Consider the following 16,982-nt stretch of genomic DNA (forward strand, 5'->3'; position numbering starts at 1 on the left):
CGCACAACTTCCTGAAGTGAGAGCGCCTTGGTACATATGGCTCGAGCAGGCCATGACAGCACGGTGTCGGTGAGTGCTCTGCTCAATCCACCGCCCGCGGCCCAGGAGGAAGGACTGGCACCCACCGTGTGCCCACGCTCCCAACAGCACTCCGGGCACTTCATGATCGCCGACCCGTGACCGTGCTCGAGTTGGCGGCGGATTCACCGCGGTTCGTCAGCGACGTGCCGCGCTGTCACCGACCAGCGCACGCAAACCGTCCACGTCGACCTGTTCGAGACTCGGCAATACCACCCGGCCCGGTGCTCGCGGTATCGGCAGCATCGACGGGACCGCGAGCACCGGGCAGCCCGCGGCTTCGGCGGAGGCGAGCCCGGTGGGGGAATCCTCCACCGCGACACAGACATCGGCGCTGTACCCGAGCTGGTCGAGCGCGGCGAGGTAGGGGTCGGGGTGCGGTTTGGTGCGGACGGTGTCATCGGCGGTGACGGTCACCGCGAATCGGTCGGCGCCCACGGTGCGCAGCACTTCGGTGACCACCGAGCGGGGTGAGGCGGTCACCAGCGCGAGCGGGATCGCCGCGCGAGCCAGCCGGTCCAGGAGCCGGACAGCACCGGGGCGAAACGACACTCCGGCACCGACGGCGACCCGGAAGTCCTCGTCGAGGCGCACCGCCAGCGCCGCGGACCCCGCGGTGCTCACCGAGGCCAGGTAGCGCGCGGTGTCGGCGACCGCGGCTCCCGTGACGTGGGCGGCGTCGGCGGAGGTGAGCGGGTATCCCTCGGTCGCGGCGATCCGCTCCACGGTCGTCCACCACACGGCTTCGGTGTCGACGAGAGTGCCGTCCATGTCGAACAGCACGGCGCGCAACGTCACCGGCTCGCCACCAGGACCGGGCGTTCCCGCAACCGCACCGAGGCCGCGTCGCCCAGGCCGAGGCCCGTGGCGTCGTGGGTGGCCAGATCGGCCTTGACGCCGGTGCCGTCGGGCAGGGTCACTTCGACCCTGGTCACCGCGCCGAGGAACGACGTGGCCACGATCCGCGCCGTGCCCGCCGGCGTCACGATCAGGTCTTCGGGCCGGACCAGCACATCGACGGTGGCACCGGTGGGCACGCTCCCGCGCACCGGCAGGCTCTGGCCGAGCACGTCGACCTTGTGGTCGACGAGTTCGCCGGGAATCCGGTTCATCGTGCCGACGAATTCGGCGACGAACGCGGTGGACGGCGAACCGTACAGCTGCGCAGGCGAGGCACATTGTTCGATCCGGCCGTCCCGCATCACCGCCACCCGATCCGACATCGACAGCGCTTCTTCCTGATCGTGGGTCACGAACAAGGTGGTGATGCCGAGTGAGAGCTGCAGGCGGCGGATCTCCTCACGCAGCGACAACCGGACCTTGGCGTCCAGGGCCGACAACGGTTCGTCCAACAGCAGAACCCGCGGTTGCCGGGCCAGCGCCCGCGCCAGGGCGACGCGCTGCTGCTGCCCACCCGACATCTGGTGCGGGTACCGGTCCGCGAGGTGCGCCAACCCGACAAGTTCGAGCAATTCGGCTGCCCGAGTGCGCCGTTCGCGGGTGCCGACCCGGCGCATCCGCAGCCCGAACGACACATTGTCGGCCGCGTTCAGGTTCGGGAACAGACTGTAGGACTGGAACACCATGCCGGCGTCGCGCCGGTTGGCCGGGATCGCGGTGATGTCGCTGCCGTCGAGGAGCACCGCACCGGAGTCCGGGTGCTCGAATCCGGCGACACATCGCAAGGCGGTGGTCTTACCGCAGCCCGACGGACCGAGCAGGGCCATCAGCTCGCCCGGCTCGATCGTCAGATCCAGGCCGTCGAGCGCGACGACATCACCGTAAGCCCGACGCAGGCCCCTGAATTCGATACGGGCCGGGGTGATCGTGGTTGTCATGCCATGTCCTTTCGGCGCGCGCCGGCTGTCGACAGGGCGAGCAGCAGCAGCCAGGTGAGCGCCAAGCTGAAGATCGAGATCGCCACCGACAGTTGTGGATCGACGCCGGAACGCCAGACGATCCACACCGGGAACGTCTCGTAGTTGAGTAGTGCCGCGACCGTGTACTCGCCGAGTACCAGCGCGAGGGTGAGGAAGCAGGCGCTGGCCAGTGCCGAGCGCAGATTGGGCATCAGCACGGTGAGGAAGACCTGGGGCCAGCTCGCGCCCAGATTGCGGGAGGCCTCGACCAGGGTCCGCACATCCATCGTCCGCAACCCGGCGTCGAGCGCGCGGTAGACGAACGGCAGCGCCAGCACCGTGTAGGCCAGGACCAGCACCACCGGAAACGACGGGTCCTGCACGGCGATGAACGTGCCGTAGAGCGGGGTGGCCGACAGCGGCTCCTGCCAGGTCAGGGTCCGCTTGATCCCGGCGACGAAGGTGATCGGCGGCACCACCAGCGGCAGCATGCACAGCACCTCGAGCACCGGGCGCAGCCGGGGCGCCCACAGCCGGATGGCGACCATCGCGGGCAGTGTCAGCGCCAGCACGATCACGATCGTCGCCGCGGCCAGGGTGAGCGAAAGGCCGAGGCTCGCACCGATTCCGTCGGCGGACAGGATGCGTCCGTAGGCGCTGGGATTCCACCCGCTGTCCGGACCGTCGCCGGGGACCAGGACAGTGAACAGGAAGGAGGCCACCATGGGGACCCCGAAATACAGGGCACCCGCCAGCAGCACGAAATGCCGCGAATTCAGGCGCGCGGGCCGGCGCGCCGTGCTCACGCCAGCCATCGGGCGCTCCTCCGTTGCAGGGGTAGATAGATCGCCATCACCAGGGCGACGACCAGGATCATGTCCAGGCTCATCGCGAAGGCCACGTTCTCCTGCCCGACCATCACATCGCCACCGAGCGCGGCGGCGATCTTCAAGGTGATCAGCGGGACCGTGCTCCCGGTGCCGAGCATGGCCGCGGCGGTCGCGTGTGCGGCGAAGGCGGCGCCGAACAGCAGCACACCGCCGCCGAGCAGCGACGGCATCAGGACCGGAATGCCCACGTGACGCCAGAACTGCCAGGTGGAGGCACCGTTGTTCTGCGCGGCCTCGCGCCACTGCGGGCGCAGCCCGTCCAGGGCGGGGACAATGGTGATGACCATCAGCGGAATCGCGAAGTACAGATAGGCCATGGTGAGACCGGTGAAGCTGTACAGGCTCCAGCCGTGATCGGTCAGGTTGAACAGATCGGTGATCATGCCCGCGTTGCCGAGGGTGGCCACCCAGGTGAAAGCCAGTGGCACGCCGCCGAAGTTGGCCAGCACACCGGAGGCGGTGAGCACCGGTTCACGCAACCGTCGCGAGCCCGAGGCCACCACGGCGTAGGCGAGCAGGGTGCCGAAGACGACGCCGAGGAACGCCACGATCGCCGACAGTTCGATGCTCGACTGCAACGCGTTGCGGTAGGGCCCCTGCAGTGAGGCGGTCAGGTTCGCGATGCCGAAGGAGGTCGCCAGGGTGTCAGGGTCTTTCACCTGCAGCGCGGCATAGCCGATGGCCACCAGGGGCAGTCCGAAGGCGAACCCGATGAAGGCGAAAAGGGGAATCGTGGCCAGCCCACCCCGGCCGCGGCGCGTGCGCGCGGCGGACGGGGTGGGCCGGCTGTCGTGGACGGTCGACATCAGGAAACGGCGGCGTCCCATGATTCGGACAGGGTCGCCTTCGCCGCCTTCACCTGGGCGTCGGTCGGGAACTCCGGTTCACCGTCGACCTCGGGCAGTTTGGCGGCCAGCGCGGCGTCGACCGTGCCGTCGGCGCTCATCGCGGGCAGCAGGACCGGCCGGGCGTAGCCCTTCAGCCACAGGTTCTGGCCTTCGGGGCTGTAGAGGAATTCCTGCCACAGGCGTGCGGCCGCCGGGTGCGGCGCGTCCTTGTTGATGGCCTGGGCGTAGTAGCTGGCGAATTGCGCGTCCGAGGGCACGATGACCTTGAAGTCGACGCCCTTGTCGGCGAACTGCTCGGCGTAACCGGCGTTGAGGTAGTCCCAGTCGATGGTGATCGGGGTCTCGCCCTGCTGCACCGTGGCGGGGGTGGCCTCGACCGGGTTGAAGTTGCCGACCTTCTTCAGCTCACCGAAGAAGTTGATGCCGGGGGTGATGTCGTCGAACGAGCCACCCTGGGCCAGGGCCGCGGCGAACACGCCGGAGTAGGCCGAGCCGGACTTGTTCGGGTTGCCGTTGAGCGCGACCTTGCCCTTGTACTCGGGCTTCAGCAGATCAGCGAACGAGGTCGGGCAGACTTCGATGCGCTTGGCGTCGCAGCCGATCGAGATGTAGCCGCCGTAGTCGTTGACCCAGTCACCGTTGGCGGCCTTGAGCGAGTCCGGGATCTTGTCCCAGGTCGCCACCTTGTACGGCGCGAACAGGCCCTCCTGGGCACCGGAGAGCGCGTACGCGGCACCGATGTCGAGCACGTCGGGTGCGCGGTCCTGGCCCTTGCGGGTCTTGACCGCGTCGATCTCCTCCGAGGAGGACGCATCGGGGTTCTCGCTCTCCACCTCGATGCCGTACTTGGCCGAGAAGGTGTCGATGACCTCGCCATAGTTGGCCCAGTCCGGCGGCAGCGCGATGACGTGCAGCTTGCCTTCTTCCTTGGCCGCGGCGACCAGCCCGTCCATCCCGCCGAAGTCGGCGATGGAGGTGGCGGTACCGGCGTCGACACCGGCAGCGGTGGTGTCCTCGTTCTTGGCGCCACAGCCCGTGAGGGCGGCGACGACGACTACCAGGCCGGTTGAAAGGCTGGCGATGCGCGTGGCTTTCACACTGTCTCCCGTGTGGGGTTGGATACTCGACAAACTTGTCCAGACAAGAACACTTGTCTAGACAAGCGAGGCAGAGTTTGCCAGCTTCTCGCGCTCGCCGAGTAAACCCCGAGTTGCCGTTGTGCGAACTTCTCACCGGTGAAATCGGTGCTTCTCGTGGCGAACTAGCATGGTGTTCCGACCGCCGCGCCACCGCGTGGCTGTGCACAACGCCCGCGCTGAAGGAGCCACTATTGCCTGCCCGCTACGCCGAGATCGCGCGGGTTCTTCGCGAAGGCATCATGAGTGCGACCTATCCCGTCGGCGCGCACCTGCCCTCCGAACCCGAACTGATGCGCACCTTCGGCGCCGCCCGTGGCACTGTTCGCCAAGCCGTGACGCTGCTGGCCGCCGAAGGGCTGATCGGCGTGCGGCAGGGGGCGCGACGCGTCGTGCTCCGCAACGAACGCAGCCAATCCTTCGCGGAACTACACAGTTTCGCGCAGTGGGCACACCTGCACGGCTACGAGATCGCCAGCCGGGTGCACAGCCAGCTTCGCAGGCCCGCCACCGAGGTGGACTGTCGCAAGCTCAATCTCCCCGCCGACGCGCAGGTGCTCGACGTCCTTCGAGTGCGCTCCCTCGACGGCGAACCCGTCCTGCTCGAGCGCACGGTGTACCCGCCGTTCCTCGCCGACGAGATCGAGCAGTTGCCCGCCGACTGCGTGTCGGTGACCGAGAGCCTGCGCGCGCGCGTCGGCACCATCTTCGCCTACGGCGAGCACCTGATCGACGCGGTCGCGGCCGGCTCGACCGATGCCCGGCTGCTCGGGGTGCGGCGCGGCAGCCCACTGCTACGCCAGCGCCGCACCACGACCACCCCCGACGGCACGCCCGCCGAATACTCCGACGACCGCTACCGCCCGGACAGCGTCACCTTCAGCATTCGCAACTCGGTGGGCGAGAACCCCCTGCACCGCCTCCCGTTGACGCCCGGCACACCACGCTGAGCGCACCCGCCCGTCGAACGCACCCGCTCAGCGCGGTCGGCGAACTGCCTTGATGCTCGTGGTCATGGCGACTACGTCCAGTCGATGACCGCGCGAACACAGTCGGCGGGGGCTTCCAACGGCGGCGCGTGTCCCACCCCGTGCAGGACCACCAGGCGCCAGTCGGGCCGCCGATCCGCCCAGTGCTCGATCGACGCGCGCGCGACAAGGCGATCCTCATCGCCCCGAACCAGCAGAGTCGGTGCCGTGACTCGACCTATCGCGTCGAGGACGAGTCCTCGACGGACCAGCATCAGCGACATCACCGAGGCATACACCGTGACCGCGCGAACCGAGCGCTTCGGCTCGACCGCCGACATCTCCTCGCGCAGGAGACCGGCGATTTCGGGCGACATCCTCGTCCCCGAAATCATTGCGGGATCGCCCTGCCCCCGCAGCTGCGCAGCAAGGATGCACCGCCACGACACGCGAAGCAGCGCACGGGCGACCGGCGCGATGATGGTCAACCCCACCCTGCCGATGACTCGACAGGTGCGCGCCTCGCCGGCGCTCAGCGGGGGTGGCAGCGCCGGCGCCACCAGCACGAGCCGGTCGACTCGTTCGGGTGCCCGGTCGGCGAACAGCAACGCGATCATCGCACCTGCCGACCAGCCGTGTACCGTGACCCGGCCCAACGCGAGCGCGTCGAGGAAATCGTTCAGGAACAGCACGTTGGCTTCGATGCTCGCCGCGTGCCGGTTCGGTAGCGCGGTGTGCCCGGCGATCGTGCCGGGCAGGTCGACGGCGATCGCGTGCGCGTGTGGTGCCAGTTCCGCGAGTACGTCGAGCCAGTTCGAGGCACTGTTGGCCGGGTTGGCAACGAGCAGCTGAACCGGCACATCCGGGGAACGCGGCAGACCTGCGACAAGGTAGTGCACCGCTGTGCCGCGTACATCGACTGTCTCGCTGCGGATTCCGGTCCACCGCGTGGCGCGCTCGCCCCAGTCGGCGTACTGCATTCCCCCAGGTTACGCCCACCCGCAGCAGTGGGCGCCCACTCTCACCGCTACGCCGGGCCGAACGCAGGGAGTCCTACGGCCGCGAGGAAGCGGTCGAAGGTGGGTGGGCGGCGCGGTCTGCGGTCCGGCCGCCCACCCGTTGATGAACGTACCAATATTGTTGCCCTACAACATATTCGGGGCAGTGAGGGATACGTCTCACACCGGTCGATGGCGAACGTCGGGCTTACGGAGAGGTTCGCTGGTTCGGGAGTCTGGAGCCGGGGCGACCACTCGGTCATCGACGACGGCACCCCGATCCGATACGACCGTGGCTTCGCGGCGGGCGAAGGCGATATCACGCTCGGTGCGGACCGACAACCGGCCCAGGGACGTCGCGGCGAAGAAGAGGATCAGCGCGCCGAGACCGTAGAAGAACGTGAGGTGCAGCAACGCGCGTTTCAGGTCGGAGGTGGCGACCGGCTCGCCGATACTGCCGAGACGGAGAAGATCGGCCAGGAACGGGCCGATCACGAACCACACTCCCGCGGCGACCGAGAGCCAGCCGCCGAAACTCGCGACAAGGCGGTTCCTGCTCATCAGCATGAGCAGACCGCCGATGATCGCGACGACGCCGGGTAGTACCTGCAACCAACCGCGGGCCGACGTCCACGCCCACGGGTCGTCCGGGGTGAAGGCGAAGGTGAAATACGGCCCGATGAAGGGGATGAGGGCACCCCAGGCGCCGAGGAGCAGCACCGCGAGGCCGCCCAGAGCACCCCGGCTGCGCGGAATCCGCAGCCGCCCCACCTTCTCGGTCGAGACATTCTCCTCGACGTTGGTCATGACGCCTCCGTTCATCGACAACAGATGTGCGTCGCGATTACCCCGTAAAACCCCGGATACGCACCCGCGATGCGCCCAGATCAGCGGCGGGTCACGGCGCGCCGAGGGCCGAGATCGCGCCTCGAGCCCGGCGCTGCGTCATGATCCACCGGGATGATGGTGCGATGGTCGAGAGGATGAGCACATGCGCGGGTTGCTGATACTGATCGTGGTGCTGGCGATCGCGCTCGTCGTTGGCGATCGGGTCGCGGTGGTGCTGGCGCAGAACGAGATCGCCCGCGCGATCGCCACCGAATACGAGCTCCCCGACCCACCGAGCGTCACGATCGGCGGCTTCCCGTTCCTGACCCAGGCGGTGGCGGGCAGCTATCACACCATCGATGTCGGGGTCGGTGACTGGACCGGTCAGGACACCACCGTCAACGACCTCGCGGTCAGGCTCAGCGATGTCTCCGCGCCGCTGGCCGCTGTGATCGACAAGCGGACCTCGAGCCTCGTCGCTGCCACCGCGACGGCGACGGCGGTGGTTCCCTACGACACCGTCGAGAATTTCGCACCCTCGGGGGTCGAGTCGATCGCCGACAGCCCCGACGGGCTGCGGGTCACCGGCACCTTCTCGATACAGGGCATCCCGGTCCCCGCGACCGTCTTCGTCACCGTCGCACCGACCGAGGACGGCATCGAGGTCACCCCGGTCTCGGCACAGCCCGCGATCGGCGGACCGACGATCCCCCTGGCCATGCTGCGCCAGACCCTCACCTTCGTCGTGCCACTCCAGCAGTTGCCGCTCGGTGCCCGGTTGACCGAGATCCAGCCGGGCGCCGACGGACTGCACGTGACCGCCGTGGCCACCGAGGTCTCCCTGTCCGATCTCCCGTGAGCCGCGGTCAGCGGGTGCGCTGGGTCCGGCCGCGATCCGCGATGCGGAACTCGACCGTGACGGGGATGGCGCTGAGCTCGAGCGCTGTGCGCAGTCGCGGCACGGCGTGCTCGAGGATCCGCTGACGCAGCGCGGGCAGATCGGCGGCGGGATCGGTATCGACCAGCAGATGGAGGTCGGGCGCGAGCGCGCTGCCCGCCAGACGTGCTGTCGCGGAACGGACTCCGTCGTAGGTCTCGATGTCGGCAGCTACGGCGTCGGCGGCGGGACCGGAGCCGAGGAGGGTCCGACCCTGCTCCCCCGCGGCACCGATCTCCCACACCGTGGATTTGGGCAGCCGGGCGAACTGGGCGGCCAGCCAGCGCAGGGCGAGTAGCGCGAGGATCACCCCGCCGACGATCACCAGGTAGAAGATCCACCGCGGCGGTTCCTCGGTGCCCGCGACCAGCGGTGCGTCGGACGCGCGGCGGAAGGCGCCGAAATGCGCGGCGATCAACAGACCGCCCGCGGCGGCGAACACGATCCCGAACAGTCCGAGCACGCTGCGGTTCAGCCGAGCGGGCCGGTTGGCGCTGGTCATCGCGGACCCCCGTGCCCGATCGTGCGGACGCTGGTGCGCAAGAGCGGAACATCGGCCGGTTTGATGTGATCCAGCCGTTCGGCGACAGCGAGGCGCACCTCGCCCGCGGCCTGTTCGGCCGTGTGGTGGGTATGCCCCGAGACATGGATCTTGTTGCGGCGCAATTTCACCCGGGTCTTGTCGAGTCCGTCGACACCGACCGTCGCGTCGGCGAGCGCATGGCGCAGGCTGCGGCGGGTGATCCCCGCGTCCATCCCGTCACCGGCCTCCAGAGCGAGCACGACCGGTTTGCCGGGCAGCGCCGCCACCGCCAGCAGGGCGAGGCCGAGCACGGCGACGGCGATCCCGACCCCCAGTACCCACCCACTCCCCCACGATGTGTCGTGCAGCCGGGTGGCGAGGCTGTCATAGGAGATCCACTCCCGCGTCCCGGTGAGACGCTGGACCAGCGACACCACCACGAGCACGGCGGCGGCGAACAACAGCACCGCGACGACGACCGCCGGGACGACCCGGCGCGGACGGCGTGTCATCGCACTCTCCTCTCGGACGGTTCCGGCACCAGCGCCGAGACCTCGATGTCGACCCGTGGCACGGTGAGGCCGGTCAGCTCCTCGGTCCGGGCGATCAGATGCGCCCGGCACTCGTCGGTGACGCGCCCGACCGGCAGTGGGTAGCGGACAGGGAGCCGGACGCGCAGGGTCGCGCCGGTCCCGACGACCTGCGCGCTCACCCGCACCTCCGGCTCGACCCCGGCCACCTCGGCGGCGGCCCGCTCGGCGATGCGGCGCACCGCGCGCTCGCCGACCGTGGTGGTGCCGGGCAGCCGGGCGGCGGCACTGGTCACCGCCTGCCCCGATCCTGCGCCGAGCGCAACAGCCCGGACAGGTCGACCTCGCCGTCGAGCCAGCGCCCGATCAGCAGACCGAGGCCACCGAAGATCAGCACGACGGCGAACGCGCCCAGTCCGCCGAAAGCCGCGGCGAATCCGAGGGACAGACCCATGACGAGACAGATCGTGGTGGCGTTCATGTCACTGCACCCGGTCGCGGTTCGGTGCCTGCTGGTCGTCGGTGTCGTCTTCGATGAAGACGTCGTTGACATTGATGTTGACCTCGACGACCTCGAGCCCGGTCATCTGCTCGATGGCCGTGATCACGTTGCGGCGCACCGCGATCGCGAGTTCCGCGATGGCCACCCCGTATTCGACGACGATTTCGAGGTCGACCGCGGCCTGCGTCTCGCCCACCTCGACCGAGACACCCTGACCGATGCTCGAGGACGCGCCCGGAATGCGGTCACGCAGGGCGCCGATCGCGCGGGTGGTGCCGCCGCCGAGATCGTGCACGCCGCGCACTTCCCGTGCGGCCAGGCCCGCGACCTTCTGCACCACGGTGTCGGCGATGGTGGTGGTGCCCTGATCGGTCACCAGGGCACTGGTACGGCCGTTGCCCGGCTTCTCCGCGGCCTTGGTGTTCTCGGTGGTCGTGCTGGCCATGATTCCTCCCGATTGTGTTGTGTTCCAAGGGTTGACGAACTCTCAGGGGTAGGACACCGTGCTTCGCGGATCGTCACGGTCCGGGCGAGTGATCTGGATCTCTTTCCTCGAACACGTCGACGTGCAGGTCGACGACGTGCACCCGCAGTGCCGACTCGGCCCACCGGGTCCCGGCGAGCACCGGGCGCACCGCCGCGTCCAGTTTCTCCAGCAGGGGCGGCAGCGGCAGGGTGGTCGCGACCACGCGGATCTCCACCACCGCCTCGCCGAAGTCGACCGCGGCGCTGCCCGCGTTCCATGGCAGCCAGCGGCTGTTCTGCAGACCCATCGGCACCGCGGGATGCGCGCCGTCGATGGCGTCGATCGCCGCGATGATCCGATCGGTCAGGTCGTCATCGATGCTCATGGCGGCCCCGGTTCGATGTGCAGGACGCACACCCGCACCGAGTCGACCTCGGCACTGGTGGATTCGGTGACCGCGACCGACACCGCCTGCTGCACGGCCCGGCCCACTTCGACGACATTGCTCGACGCCGTCAGCGCGAGGTCGATCTGGATGTCGAGCAGACCGCCCGCGCGCCGCACCCGGACACCGGCCGAGGCGGCCGGTTCCTGGCCGATCCACAGCTGGCGGCCGGAACGGGCGAGGTGGCCGACCAGTCCCAGCACACCCGGTTCGAGGCGGGCGACGCCCGGCACCAGCGCGGCCGCCCTGGCGGCCACACTCGCGATCACGGCATCCCCGACGACCAGCTCGGTCTCGGGGACAGTGCCGGTCACCGGTCCGCCTCGAAGAGGTCGACCACCGTGACGTCGAGCCTGCCGAGGGTCACCCCGACGCGGGCGGTGGCCGCGGCACGCGCCCGTTCCCGCACGGCCGCGACCAGGGTGTCGATCGAGTGCGCGTCACTGCGCACGGCAATGGTCATGTCGACTGCGATCACCTGGTCGCCCTCGGGGCCGGGTTCGCTGCTGCGGACTCGGCAGCTCCTGGCGCGCACGCCGTCGACGGTGTCGGCGGCGAAGCGCAGCACGACGGCCACGGCCTGTTCACTGACCTGGATCGCACCGGGGTGCGGGGTGTCGAGGGTGAAAGTGTTGCCGCGGCGCACGTCGGCGCGCACGGCGGACATGATCCGGCCGAACAGATCGGGGGGTGGTGGGTCGGGCTCATCGATGAGTTCACGGGTGGCGGTGCGCAGCGTCAGCAGGCTTTCCCTGGCCGCGGCGCAGTGCGGGCACGATGCTTCGTGCCGGTCGACATCCGGGTCGTCGAGTCGCTCCCACACCTGTTCCAGCCCGCGTCCGCACGGGAGCAGGTAGTCGTTGTCGGTGCTGTGGGTCACCGCCATGGCTTCATCACCTCTGCCAGTTGGGCTCGGGCGCGCGCGATCCGCCCGCGCACCGCTGTGCTGTTGGCGCCGACGATCTCGGCGATCTCGTCATAGGACCGGCCGTGCACTTCCCGCAGCAGCCAGCACGCGCGCTGTTCGGGTGTCAGCTGCTGGAGTGCGTCGGTGAGCGCGGCCATCTGGCTGCTCACCTCGGTCGCGTGCTCGGGCCGGGTGTCGGTACGGGTCGAGGCCGTCGTATCGGGGTCCACGTCGGCGGGGACCCGTCGTGCGCGCAGGACATTAAGACACCGGTTGGTCGTCATCCGGTACAGCCAGCCGGCAAAGGCGGCGTCGTCGTTGAGATGGGTGATGGTGCGCCAAGCCTTGAGGAAGACCTCTTGGGTCACATCCTCGGCCTCGGCGCGATCGGCCAGCATCCTGGCGGCCAGCCGGAACATCGGTCCTTGGTAGCGCAGCACCAGCTGCTCATATGCCCGGACATCGCCGTCACGCGCCCGACCGGCCAGGGTCGCGTCGTCCAGCGCTGCCTCGGGTGCGGGCGACGTCGTGGTCACACCAGCACCTCCTCCGCTGCTCCTAGATGGACACCGATGCGCAGGAATTCGTCACGGCAAAGTATCAGTGATCGTCGTCTCATTCCCGCGTCCGCGATTCCGGGGGTGTCGGCACGGCGCGTCATCCGAGGATCACACGCACCTGCATTGCGCGGACGGGAATCCGGGTGCCGGATCGATCGCGACGAGTTTCACTCCTTTTGTTCGCATGCCACCTGCTGCGACGGCGTCGAGAACCAGGCGCCGCGGCCGCGTGGCGTCAGCGTAGTCCCGGAATCACCGTCGCTGCGGCGACGACGGCCGACAGGCAGCGGTCCCGCTCGCCCCGAGTCACGGCCGCGTGCATCGGGCCGACGATGAGTTCGGCGAGCGGCACCCCGCCGGTGCCGAGAACCGGGGCGGAAACATAGCTGATCGGCAAGGCCGCCTCGGTGTCGAGCTCGCTCGGACGGTAGGCCGCGCCGCTGATCTCCCCGAGCAGGGCGAGCACCCGCTCGCGCAGCCCGCGACTCACCGGGTCGTGAGCCAGATATTCGACGATATCGGCGAGCACGTCCAACGTGGCGACACTGCGCGAATCAACACCCCACACGGCGACACCGAAAACATGGACATCGGCGAGTAGCTGCTCATACTTCCGCCGATCCGCCGGATCGGCCGCCATCAGCCATGCCCGCCGCGTCGCTTCATCCGCATGCGCGATCACGGTGGCGGCGGCGGGGGGAATGAGGGGCAACCGGGTTCCGACGGAGATCCCCGCCGGAACCCGGCCACGGTTCTCGACGACGTCGGTGAATCGAATCTCCGCGCCGTCGAGGACGATCATCGCGACACCGCAATCCACTTCTTGCGCGAGCCCTTGCAGGACGGTGCGCAGCGACGGGTCACCACCGAGTTTGCCTCGCTCGCGCTCCGCTGTTCGCAGGAAGGCCGGACCCAGCTCGTAGGTCAGATCACCGCGCCGACTGACCCATGCACGTGCCCGCAGAGCCGAGAGCACATTGCCCACGGTCGACCGACTCAAATCGAGATGATCGGCGATCTGGGCCGCGGTCTGCGGTTCGTCCGCGTCGGCGAGCAGTTCCAGCACCGACACGACGCGTTGCGTCGGGGGCGAAGCATCGACGGACTCCGCCCTGTCCGAGGACACCAGGCCTCCCGCCGGTCCGAGGTGAAATGACTATTCGCACTATAAGGCACAACTATTCGAATCATCGTCCCGATGAATGCGATCTCGTGCAGCAGGCCAGAGCTCTGCACGATGGCGCTCGTGTCGATCGCCGTGGCAGTGCCGCTCCTTCTGTATCGCGATGAGCTACGGCGAGAGCGCGGCGCCCTAGTTCGGCAGCTCGAAATCCGCTTTGAACCGCTCGCCCGGCGGCAATCCGCGCAGGATCGCACTGATCCACGCCACGGCAGGCGGCCAGCCCGCGACGGCGTTGACGACGTGTTCGGGCAGCGGCATCGTGTAGAACCGCAGATCGGCACCACGGTTCCAATAGTCGTTGACCGTTGGCAACACCACCGACGCCGGGATCAACTCGTCCCAGATCCCGTGCCACCACAAGATCGGGCTGTCCGGAATATGGTGGCCGATACTTTGCTCCGCGAGCACCTCCATGACGCCGGGGGCGGTTTCCAACGACTTTCCGGGTTGGAAATAGGCACTGATCGGCCGGTAGGCGCCTGCGGCGGCGATCGTGTACACGCAGCGGCTCTGCATATCCGCGACGATGGCCTGACCCTCGGGGGTCAACAATTCCTCCGCGTCGAACTGGTCCGGGAATTCCCGCGACAGCGCGGCGAAGCCGAGCCACATGGTGAAGTTGCTGATGCCGGCGAGCCCGGGCTGCTGGGCGATCGCGTAGCGGGCCTGCGCCTGGAGGTCGGCGGGGAAACCACCGACCGCGGTACCGAGCAGGCGAACATCGGGAGCGTAGCTTTCGCGCAGTTCGGCGGCGCGGATCGAGCCCGAACCGCCGCCGGAGTAGCCGTAGAGCGCGATCCCGGAATCGGTCAGCCCCAGCGCCGAATTCTTCATGGCACGTAAACTGTCCAACACCATCTTGCCTTCGTCATAGGTGTTGAAGGTGTTGAACTTGCCGTCGAAATCGGGGACGTTGATCGCGAACCCCTGCGCGAGCCAGTAGACCACCAGCGCGGCCTCTTTCATCGTGCCTGTCTGCAGCGTGTAGGACGGGTTACACGACGAATCGGTCGAGTCGATCGCCTCCTGGAACGACACCACCGGTCGCGGACTGCCCGACCACGGGATGCCGGGAATGATGACCGAGGTCGCGGTCACGATCGGATTGTCGTGCACATCATTGCTGCGATACAGCAGTTGTTCGGTGTGCACCGGGAACGGCAGACCGAGCAGGCGAGTCTGCACGGTCCGTGTCCGGACGATCTGACCGGGTGCGTAGGAGCCCAGATCCGCCGGATCGTCGTACCAGGGATCTTCGTCGGGTACCGGAATCGGGAGCAGATCGTAGATCTGCGGCTCGGTGGGCAGCTGAGGCAGCTGATTCTGATCCGGCGGGAAGCTCGGATACGGCTCGCCCCCAGCGGCGCCGATGCCCGCTACCGTCAAGCAGATCGCCGCCAGTGGCACGACCGCCCATCGGGATCGGGCGATTGATGTGAACATCGTTCCTCGTTTCGTTGGCCCCACAGCGTTGTGGCTCCGGCTGTGACGCCAATTACAACATGGCCTCTTGTTTAGAACAAGACATCTTTTCCAGAGTGCCCCGTCGCGGTCCCGAGCCCACGAACACGCGAGTCCCGCCCGCAGTTCTACACAGCGCGGGCGGGACTCGTGTGCCGAGCAAGGGGTGATCAGGCGGACAGCACCGCCTCGGTCTCGTCGTTGGACACCGACGGCGCGACGAACCAGCGCGAGGGCGGCAGACCACGTTCTCGGCCGAGCTCGTTGAGATGGAGGGCGACCGCCGCCTCAATCGCCGCGCTCAGCTGAGACAGGTTCATGGCGTCAGGTATAGCGGATCCCAGCCCGGCTAGTCCGGGTGCGACGGCCCTTCCGGCGCACCCGGATCAGCTCAGCCCTCGGAGACCTCGCTGCGGTCGCCGCTCCACAGGGTGTGGAACTTGCCGTCGGCGTCGATGCGCTCGTAGGTGTGGGCGCCGAAGAAGTCGCGCTGGCCCTGGGTGAGGGCGGCGGGCAGGCGTTCGGCGCGCAGGGCGTCGTAGTAGGACAGGGAGGAAGCGAAGGCGGGGACCGGGATACCGAGGAGCGTGGCGGTGGAGACCACGCGACGCCAGCTGTCGATGGCTGTTTCGATCGCTTCGCGGAAGTAGGGGGCCAGGATCAGGCTCGGCAGGGCCGGGTCCTGTTCGTAGGCGTCCTTGATCCGGTTCAGGAAGCGGGCGCGGATGATGCAGCCGCCGCGCCAGATGGTCGCCAGGTCGCCGGGGTGCAGGTCCCAGTCGTATTCGGCGCTGCCCGCGGCGATCTGGTCGAAGCCCTGTGCGTAGGCGACGACCTTGGAGGCGTAGAGCGCCTGCCGGATGTCCTCGGTGAACTGCTCGACATCGGTGGGCTTGGCGGCGAGGGTGCCCGAGGCCAGGCCGACCGCGGCCTTGCGCTGGGCGCGCGAACCCGACAGCGCCCTGGCGAACACGGCCTCGGCGATGCCGGTCACCGGGACGCCGAGATCGAGCGCGGACTTGACCGTCCAGCGGCCGGTGCCCTTCTGCTCGGCGGCGTCGACGATGACATCGACCAGCGGCTTGCCGGTCTTGGCGTCGATCTGGGCGAGCACCTCGGCGGTGATCTCGACCAGGTAGCTCTCCAGATCGCCGGAGTTCCACTGGGTGAACACCTCCGCGATCTGCCCGGCGTCGAAGCCGAGCGCGTCGCGGAACAGGTGGTAGGCCTCGCCGATCAACTGCATGTCGGCGTATTCGATGCCGTTGTGCACCATCTTGACGAAGTGCCCGGAACCGTCGGGACCGATGTGGGTGCAGCACGGGGTGCCGTCGACCTGCGCCGCGATCGACTCGAGCAGCGGGCCGAGCGACTCGTAGGACTCCTTCGGCCCGCCCGGCATGATGGCGGGTCCGTTGAGCGCGCCCTCCTCGCCGCCGGAGATGCCGGCGCCGACGAAGTTCAGGCCGCGCTCGCTCAGGGCGGCCTCGCGGCGGATGGTGTCGGTGTAGAGGGCGTTGCCGCCGTCGATGATGATGTCGCCCGGCTCCATGGCGGCGGCCAGTTCCTCGATGACGGCGTCGGTCGCGTCGCCCGCCTTGACCATGATCAGCACCCGCCGCGGCTTCTCCAGCGCCGCGACGAACTCCTCGACGGTCTCGGTGCGGACGAAATCGCCGTCACCGCCGTGCTCGGCGAGCAGCGCGTCGGTCTTGGCGACGGAGCGGTTGTGCAGCGCGACGGTGTAGCCGTGCTTGGCGAAGTTGCGGGCGATGTTGCTGCCCATCACGGCCAGGCCGGTGACACCGATCTGCGCACGCGCGGTAGAGGTCGACATTGATCAGCTCTCTTCGTTCGGCGGGT

At 68.5% G+C, this 16,982-nt stretch carries 22 protein-coding genes; 2 read left to right on the plus strand and 20 right to left on the minus strand.

Features of this window, described 5'->3' with window-relative positions; all coding sequences use genetic code 11:
* Positions 1-216: 216 nt before the first annotated feature.
* From BOX37_RS17880 to BOX37_RS17900, 5 genes are read right to left on the minus strand one after another with little or no spacing between them, the layout of a single operon-like run.
* Positions 217-876: an HAD family hydrolase gene (locus BOX37_RS17880; RefSeq protein ID WP_071928653.1), complete on the minus strand. Its 660-nt coding sequence runs from the start codon at positions 874-876 to the stop codon at positions 217-219.
* The gene (locus BOX37_RS17885) at positions 873-1,916 is read right to left on the minus strand and encodes an ABC transporter ATP-binding protein (RefSeq protein ID WP_071928654.1); all 1,044 of its coding nucleotides are present in this window, start codon (positions 1,914-1,916) and stop codon (positions 873-875) included. The genes BOX37_RS17880 and BOX37_RS17885 overlap by 4 nt, the downstream gene beginning before the upstream one ends.
* Complete coding sequence (locus BOX37_RS17890; protein ID WP_071928655.1) at positions 1,913-2,752, minus strand: ABC transporter permease; 840 nt, start codon at positions 2,750-2,752, stop codon at positions 1,913-1,915. The genes BOX37_RS17885 and BOX37_RS17890 overlap by 4 nt, the downstream gene beginning before the upstream one ends.
* A complete protein-coding gene (locus BOX37_RS17895; RefSeq protein ID WP_206045679.1) occupies positions 2,740-3,654 on the minus strand; it encodes an ABC transporter permease in 915 nt (304 codons plus the stop codon). The genes BOX37_RS17890 and BOX37_RS17895 overlap by 13 nt, the downstream gene beginning before the upstream one ends.
* Complete coding sequence (locus BOX37_RS17900; protein WP_071928656.1) at positions 3,633-4,772, minus strand: ABC transporter substrate-binding protein; 1,140 nt, start codon at positions 4,770-4,772, stop codon at positions 3,633-3,635. The genes BOX37_RS17895 and BOX37_RS17900 overlap by 22 nt, the downstream gene beginning before the upstream one ends.
* Positions 4,773-5,005: 233 nt before the next feature.
* Here BOX37_RS17900 and BOX37_RS17905 point away from each other — a divergent pair, with 233 nt between their 5' ends.
* Positions 5,006-5,761, plus strand: coding sequence for a GntR family transcriptional regulator (locus tag BOX37_RS17905; protein WP_071928657.1), 756 nt, complete (start codon positions 5,006-5,008; stop codon positions 5,759-5,761).
* A gap of 71 nt (positions 5,762-5,832) precedes the next feature.
* Here the strand turns inward: BOX37_RS17905 and BOX37_RS17910 are convergent, their stop codons facing one another.
* Together BOX37_RS17910 and BOX37_RS17915 are read right to left on the minus strand one after the other, a co-directional pair.
* The gene (locus tag BOX37_RS17910) at positions 5,833-6,759 is read right to left on the minus strand and encodes an alpha/beta fold hydrolase (RefSeq protein ID WP_071928658.1); all 927 of its coding nucleotides are present in this window, start codon (positions 6,757-6,759) and stop codon (positions 5,833-5,835) included.
* Between the two features lie 198 nt (positions 6,760-6,957).
* Entirely contained in the window at positions 6,958-7,584 is a 627-nt protein-coding gene (locus BOX37_RS17915) for a hypothetical protein (protein WP_071928659.1), read from the minus strand.
* Between the two features lie 184 nt (positions 7,585-7,768).
* On the opposite strand from BOX37_RS17915, the gene BOX37_RS17920 reads away from it, so the two are divergent.
* Positions 7,769-8,464, plus strand: a complete 696-nt coding sequence (locus BOX37_RS17920) for an LmeA family phospholipid-binding protein (protein ID WP_071928660.1) — start codon at positions 7,769-7,771, stop codon at positions 8,462-8,464.
* A 7-nt stretch (positions 8,465-8,471) separates the two neighbouring features.
* On the opposite strand, the gene BOX37_RS17925 is transcribed toward BOX37_RS17920, so the two are convergent.
* The 13 genes from BOX37_RS17925 to gndA all read right to left on the minus strand — a co-directional run bounded on the left by BOX37_RS17925 (position 8,472) and on the right by gndA (position 16,956).
* Positions 8,472-9,044 carry a hypothetical protein gene (locus BOX37_RS17925; RefSeq protein WP_071928661.1) on the minus strand — a complete coding sequence of 191 codons (573 nt, stop codon included), beginning with the start codon at positions 9,042-9,044 and terminating at the stop codon, positions 8,472-8,474.
* The gene (locus BOX37_RS17930) at positions 9,041-9,577 is read right to left on the minus strand and encodes a DUF6286 domain-containing protein (protein WP_071928662.1); all 537 of its coding nucleotides are present in this window, start codon (positions 9,575-9,577) and stop codon (positions 9,041-9,043) included. Before BOX37_RS17930 ends, BOX37_RS17925 begins: the two co-directional genes overlap by 4 nt.
* The gene (locus tag BOX37_RS17935) at positions 9,574-9,891 is read right to left on the minus strand and encodes an Asp23/Gls24 family envelope stress response protein (protein ID WP_071928663.1); all 318 of its coding nucleotides are present in this window, start codon (positions 9,889-9,891) and stop codon (positions 9,574-9,576) included. Before BOX37_RS17935 ends, BOX37_RS17930 begins: the two co-directional genes overlap by 4 nt.
* Positions 9,888-10,076 (minus strand): hypothetical protein, encoded by a 189-nt coding sequence (locus tag BOX37_RS17940; protein WP_019050519.1) that lies wholly within the window; start codon positions 10,074-10,076, stop codon positions 9,888-9,890. The genes BOX37_RS17935 and BOX37_RS17940 overlap by 4 nt, the downstream gene beginning before the upstream one ends.
* Position 10,077: 1 nt before the next feature.
* Positions 10,078-10,542 carry an Asp23/Gls24 family envelope stress response protein gene (locus BOX37_RS17945; protein WP_071928664.1) on the minus strand — a complete coding sequence of 155 codons (465 nt, stop codon included), beginning with the start codon at positions 10,540-10,542 and terminating at the stop codon, positions 10,078-10,080.
* Between the two features lie 73 nt (positions 10,543-10,615).
* Positions 10,616-10,948: a hypothetical protein gene (locus BOX37_RS17950; protein WP_071928665.1), complete on the minus strand. Its 333-nt coding sequence runs from the start codon at positions 10,946-10,948 to the stop codon at positions 10,616-10,618.
* Positions 10,945-11,322, minus strand: coding sequence for an Asp23/Gls24 family envelope stress response protein (locus tag BOX37_RS17955; RefSeq protein ID WP_071928666.1), 378 nt, complete (start codon positions 11,320-11,322; stop codon positions 10,945-10,947). Before BOX37_RS17955 ends, BOX37_RS17950 begins: the two co-directional genes overlap by 4 nt.
* Positions 11,319-11,894 carry a hypothetical protein gene (locus BOX37_RS17960; RefSeq protein ID WP_071928667.1) on the minus strand — a complete coding sequence of 192 codons (576 nt, stop codon included), beginning with the start codon at positions 11,892-11,894 and terminating at the stop codon, positions 11,319-11,321. Before BOX37_RS17960 ends, BOX37_RS17955 begins: the two co-directional genes overlap by 4 nt.
* Positions 11,885-12,451: an RNA polymerase sigma factor gene (locus BOX37_RS17965; protein ID WP_071928668.1), complete on the minus strand. Its 567-nt coding sequence runs from the start codon at positions 12,449-12,451 to the stop codon at positions 11,885-11,887. The genes BOX37_RS17960 and BOX37_RS17965 overlap by 10 nt, the downstream gene beginning before the upstream one ends.
* 259 nt (positions 12,452-12,710) lie before the next feature.
* Positions 12,711-13,601, minus strand: a complete 891-nt coding sequence (locus BOX37_RS17970; protein WP_071928669.1) for a helix-turn-helix domain-containing protein — start codon at positions 13,599-13,601, stop codon at positions 12,711-12,713.
* Between the two features lie 186 nt (positions 13,602-13,787).
* Positions 13,788-15,101: a lipase family protein gene (locus BOX37_RS17975; RefSeq protein WP_071928670.1), complete on the minus strand. Its 1,314-nt coding sequence runs from the start codon at positions 15,099-15,101 to the stop codon at positions 13,788-13,790.
* A 188-nt stretch (positions 15,102-15,289) separates the two neighbouring features.
* On the minus strand, positions 15,290-15,439 hold the full coding sequence (locus BOX37_RS34105) for a hypothetical protein (protein ID WP_156910447.1): 150 nt from the start codon (positions 15,437-15,439) through the stop codon (positions 15,290-15,292).
* Between the two features lie 71 nt (positions 15,440-15,510).
* Positions 15,511-16,956, minus strand: a complete 1,446-nt coding sequence (gndA, locus tag BOX37_RS17980; protein ID WP_071928671.1) for an NADP-dependent phosphogluconate dehydrogenase — start codon at positions 16,954-16,956, stop codon at positions 15,511-15,513.
* Positions 16,957-16,982 lie beyond the last annotated feature (26 nt).

Source organism: Nocardia mangyaensis (genome assembly GCF_001886715.1).
GTDB classification, from domain to species: Bacteria; Actinomycetota; Actinomycetes; order Mycobacteriales; family Mycobacteriaceae; genus Nocardia; species Nocardia mangyaensis.

What these genes read in the sequence shown, in the direction of transcription:
- BOX37_RS17885 (WP_071928654.1), bottom strand. Translation starts at nt 1,916, where the DNA reads ATGACAACCACGATCACCCCGGCCCGTATCGAATTCAGGGGCCTGCGT.
- BOX37_RS17890 (WP_071928655.1), bottom strand. Translation starts at nt 2,752, where the DNA reads ATGGCTGGCGTGAGCACGGCGCGCCGGCCCGCGCGCCTGAATTCGCGG.
- BOX37_RS17895 (WP_206045679.1), bottom strand. Translation starts at nt 3,654, where the DNA reads ATGGGACGCCGCCGTTTCCTGATGTCGACCGTCCACGACAGCCGGCCC.
- BOX37_RS17910 (WP_071928658.1), bottom strand. Translation starts at nt 6,759, where the DNA reads ATGCAGTACGCCGACTGGGGCGAGCGCGCCACGCGGTGGACCGGAATC.
- BOX37_RS17915 (WP_071928659.1), bottom strand. Translation starts at nt 7,584, where the DNA reads ATGACCAACGTCGAGGAGAATGTCTCGACCGAGAAGGTGGGGCGGCTG.
- BOX37_RS17920 (WP_071928660.1), top strand. Translation starts at nt 7,769, where the DNA reads ATGCGCGGGTTGCTGATACTGATCGTGGTGCTGGCGATCGCGCTCGTC.
- BOX37_RS17925 (WP_071928661.1), bottom strand. Translation starts at nt 9,044, where the DNA reads ATGACCAGCGCCAACCGGCCCGCTCGGCTGAACCGCAGCGTGCTCGGA.
- BOX37_RS17930 (WP_071928662.1), bottom strand. Translation starts at nt 9,577, where the DNA reads ATGACACGCCGTCCGCGCCGGGTCGTCCCGGCGGTCGTCGTCGCGGTG.
- BOX37_RS17940 (WP_019050519.1), bottom strand. Translation starts at nt 10,076, where the DNA reads ATGAACGCCACCACGATCTGTCTCGTCATGGGTCTGTCCCTCGGATTC.
- BOX37_RS17945 (WP_071928664.1), bottom strand. Translation starts at nt 10,542, where the DNA reads ATGGCCAGCACGACCACCGAGAACACCAAGGCCGCGGAGAAGCCGGGC.
- BOX37_RS17950 (WP_071928665.1), bottom strand. Translation starts at nt 10,948, where the DNA reads ATGAGCATCGATGACGACCTGACCGATCGGATCATCGCGGCGATCGAC.
- BOX37_RS17960 (WP_071928667.1), bottom strand. Translation starts at nt 11,894, where the DNA reads ATGGCGGTGACCCACAGCACCGACAACGACTACCTGCTCCCGTGCGGA.
- BOX37_RS17975 (WP_071928670.1), bottom strand. Translation starts at nt 15,101, where the DNA reads ATGTTCACATCAATCGCCCGATCCCGATGGGCGGTCGTGCCACTGGCG.
- BOX37_RS34105 (WP_156910447.1), bottom strand. Translation starts at nt 15,439, where the DNA reads ATGAACCTGTCTCAGCTGAGCGCGGCGATTGAGGCGGCGGTCGCCCTC.
- gndA (WP_071928671.1), bottom strand. Translation starts at nt 16,956, where the DNA reads ATGTCGACCTCTACCGCGCGTGCGCAGATCGGTGTCACCGGCCTGGCC.